The organism is Streptomyces sp. NPDC048424, assembly GCF_040651555.1.
Classification (GTDB): Bacteria; Actinomycetota; Actinomycetes; order Streptomycetales; family Streptomycetaceae; genus Streptomyces.
On the sequence record NZ_JBEZKE010000080.1, the window covers coordinates 1 to 3,827 of the forward strand.

Below are 3,827 nucleotides of genomic sequence, written 5' to 3' on the forward strand. Positions count from 1 at the left end.
AAGCGGATGAGGCCCGCGGGGATGTCCAGGACGGCGGAGACGGGGGTGGCGGTGGCGAACTTCTGCATCGTTCTTCTCTTTCTCCAGTGGCGGGCACTCTGTCGGCCCGCCGTTTCTGATGAACGAAAAGCTACGTTGCATTCACAGATCTGGCAACGAGTCCGTTGCGTGTGAATGTCATTTACGCAGCTCACAGCAGGTATTTCATTGCAATGGTTTTGATTTCAATGCAACATTGGGCGCCTGGAACGTTGCAATGAATCCAGAGTGAACGCCACGTCGAGAGGGGAACCCAGTCATCTGACCTTCCGTCAGATTGGAACGTGTTCTAGTCTGCCGCGCATGGGCATCGGAATCACGCAAGAGCAGCGCGAGCTGGCCGAGGCGGTGCGCGGCTGGGTCGCGCGGGCCGTGCCTCCCGAAGAGGTGCGCAAGCTGCTCGACACCCCGCCGCAGACCGGGGCGCGGCCCGCCTACTGGGACGCGATGACCGCGCAGGGGCTGCTGGAACCGCACCTGGACGGCGGGACCCTGCTCGACCTGGCCGTCGTCGTCGAGGAGGCGGCCCGGGCCGCGCTGCCCGGGGCGTACCTGCCGAGCGCGCTGGCCTCCGTACTGCTGGCGCGGGCCGGTGCCGAGCCCCTCGCCGGGCGGGTCGGGGCGGTCGCGCTGGGGCCCGGGACCCTGACCGCCGTGGCCGTCGAGGGCGGCGGGTACCTGCTCGACGGCCTCGCGCCGCCCGTGCTCGGCGCCGGCGAGGCCGACCTCGTCCTGCTCGCGGCCGAAGCCGCGCACGGCACCTGCTGGTTCGCCGTCGACGCCGCCGCGCTGGACATCCGTACGCACGAGAGCGCCGACCCGACCCGCCCCACCGCCGAGGTCCGGGCGCGCGGGGTCGCCACCGCCCCCGACCGGCTGCTGGAGCTGGACGCGGCCCTGGTGCGCGACCTGGCCTGCACCCTGTTCGCCGCCGACGCCTGCGGCACCGCCGCCCGGACCCTGCACACCGCCGCCGAATACGCCAAGGTGCGCGAGCAGTTCGGCCGGCCCATCGGGCAGTTCCAGGGCGTCAAGCACCTGTGCGCCGACATGCTGGTCCGGCTGGAACAGGCCCGGGCACTGGCCTGGGACGCCGCGCAGGCCATGGACGAACCCGCCGACGTGCGCTCGCTCGTCGCCGCCCTCGCCGCCGGGAGCGCCCTGGACGCCGCGTACTCCTGCGCCAAGGACTGCATCCAGATCCTCGGCGGGATCGGCTTCACCTGGGAGCACGACGCCCACATCCACCTGCGGCGGGCGCTCGTCGCCCGCCAGCTGCTGGGTTCCGGCGACGGGCACCGGCTGCGGGCCGTACGGCTCGCCGCGGGCGGTGCGCGGCGCGAACTGCGCCTGGAACTCCCGGCGGAGGCCGAGGCGTACCGGGCGAAGGCCCGGACCGCGATCGAGGACGCGCGCGGGCTCGACCCCGCGGCCGCCCGGCGGATCCTGGCCCCCACCGGCTACGCGGCCCCCTACCTCCCGCCCCCGTACGGGCTCGGCGCCGGCCCCGTCGAACAGCTCGTCGTCCAGCAGGAACTGGCCGCGGCCAAGGTCAAGGTCGCCGACCTCGGGATCGCCACCTGGGTCCTGCCCTCCCTGCTCGCCTACGGCACGCAGGCGCAGCGGGACGCCCACGTCCTGCCGACCCTGCGCGGGGACGTCACCTGGTGCCAGCTCTTCTCCGAGCCGGGGGCGGGCTCCGACCTGGCCTCGCTGCGGACGAAGGCCGAGCGGACCGGGGACGGTACCTGGAGGGTCAACGGGCAGAAGGTGTGGACGAGTTCCGCGCACAGCGCCGACTTCGGGATCCTGCTGGCCCGCACCGACCCGGACGCACCCAAGCACAAAGGGCTCGGCTACTTCGTCGTCGACATGAAGAACACCCCCGGCATCGACATCCGGCCGCTGAAGGAGATCACCGGCGAGGCCCTCTTCAACGAGGTCTACTTCGACGACGTGGAACTCCCGGCGGACGCCCTCGTCGGCGCGGCCGACGGCGGCTGGAAGGTCGCCCGCAACACCCTCGGCAACGAACGGGTCCACATGGCCGACCAGATGACCTTCGACACCGGCCTGGAAGCGCTCCTCGCGCACGCCGCCGACCTCGACGGGACGTACAGGGCGCGGATCGGCGCCCTCGCCGCCGAGGCGCACGCGCTGGCCTGCATCGGGCTGCGCACCACCCTCCAGCAGGTGTCCGGGCTGGAGCCGGGCGCGGGCGCCTCCGTACGCAAACTCGTCCAGACCCCGCACCAGCAGCGGACCGCCGAGCTCGCGCTCGAACTGCTGGGCCCGGCGGGCGCCGTACGGGAGGGCGCGGGGGAGCGGGCGGTGCACGGCATGCTCATGTCCCGCTGCCTGACCATCGCCGGGGGCACCACGCAGGTCCAGCTCAACGTCGTCGCCGAGCGGATTCTCGGCCTCCCCAGGGACTAAGCGACCAGGGACTAAGGGACCAGGGACTAGGGACTAGGAGTCATCGGGCATGAAGTCGCGGAAGTCGTACATCGTGGGCGTCGGCATGACGAAGTTCGAGAAGCCGGAGTCGCGGGACTGGCAGTACTGGGACATGGCGAAGGAGGCCGGGACCGCGGCGCTCGCCGACGCGGGCGTGGACTACGGGCTGGTCGAACAGGTCCCGGTGGGCTACTGCTTCCAGGCCTCCACGGCCGGCCAGCGAGCCGCGTACGAGCTGGGACTGAGCGGGGTCCCCGTCTACAACGTCAACAACAACTGCGCCACCGGCTCGACGGCGCTGATGATGGCGCGGCAGTTCGTGGAGGGCGGACTGAACGACTGCGTGCTGGCACTGGGCTTCGAGAAGATGAAGCGCGGAGCGCTGGGCGGCGGGGCGGACGGCGGCGACTTCAAGACCTCGCCGGTGGCCCGCCACTACGGGATCATGGCCGCCGGTCACGGCTTCGAGATGTCCCCGCCGACCGCGCAGATCTTCGGGAACGCGGCGCGGGAGCACATGGAGCGGTACGGGACCACGGCCGCGCAGCTCGCGATGGTGGGCGCGAAGAACCACCGGCACTCGGCGAACAACCCGAACGCGCAGTTCCAGGACGTGTACTCGGTGGAGGAGATCCTGGCGGCGAAGGAGATCCACGCGCCGCTGACGAAGCTCCAGTGCTCGCCGACGTCGGACGGGGCCGCGGCGGCGCTGGTGGTGTCGGAGCGGTTCGTGGTGGCGCACGGGCTGCACGACAAGGCGGTGGAGATCGTCGCCCAGGCGATGACCACGGACACGGAGGAGTCGTTCGCGTCGGGCTCGTGCATCGACGTCGTCGGCAAGCCGATGACCGCGGCCGCGGCGCGGCGGGTGTACGAGGACTCGGGGCTCGGCATCGAGGACGTGGACGTGGTCGAGCTGCACGACTGCTTCTCGATCAACGAGCTGCTGACGTACGAGGCGCTGGGCATGTGCGGGGACGGCGCCGCGGGCAAGCTGGTGGAGAGCGGGGCCACGACGTACGGGGGGCGGTGGGTGGTGAACCCCTCCGGGGGGCTGATCTCCAAGGGGCATCCGCTCGGGGCGACGGGGCTGGCGCAGGCGGCGGAGCTGGTGTGGCAGCTGCGGGGTCAGGCCGGGGCCCGGCAGGTCCCCGGCGCCCGGGTCGGCCTCGCGCACAACATCGGGCTGGGCGGCGCGGCGGTGGTGACGTTGCTCCGCAAGTGACGGGCCGCGCCGCTGCCGGGGCTCCGCCCCGGACCCCGCGCCTCAAACGCCGGCGGGGCTGAAAGACCGGGGCTCCGCCCCCAGCCCCGCGCCTCAAACGCCGGCG

At 72.1% G+C, this 3,827-nt stretch carries 2 protein-coding genes; both read left to right on the forward strand.

Annotation, left to right across the window (positions count from 1 at the left end):
* The first annotated feature begins 342 nt into the window (after positions 1-342).
* Entirely contained in the window at positions 343-2,475 is a 2,133-nt protein-coding gene (locus AB0D29_RS38655; protein WP_362860519.1) for an acyl-CoA dehydrogenase family protein, read from the forward strand.
* A 49-nt stretch (positions 2,476-2,524) separates the two neighbouring features.
* Positions 2,525-3,721 carry a lipid-transfer protein gene (locus AB0D29_RS38660; protein ID WP_362860520.1) on the forward strand — a complete coding sequence of 399 codons (1,197 nt, stop codon included), beginning with the start codon at positions 2,525-2,527 and terminating at the stop codon, positions 3,719-3,721.
* Positions 3,722-3,827 lie beyond the last annotated feature (106 nt).

Excerpts from the sequence above, each read along its gene's own strand:
- AB0D29_RS38655 (WP_362860519.1), top strand. The coding sequence starts at position 343 with ATGGGCATCGGAATCACGCAAGAGCAGCGCGAGCTGGCCGAGGCGGTG.
- AB0D29_RS38660 (WP_362860520.1), top strand. The coding sequence starts at position 2,525 with ATGAAGTCGCGGAAGTCGTACATCGTGGGCGTCGGCATGACGAAGTTC.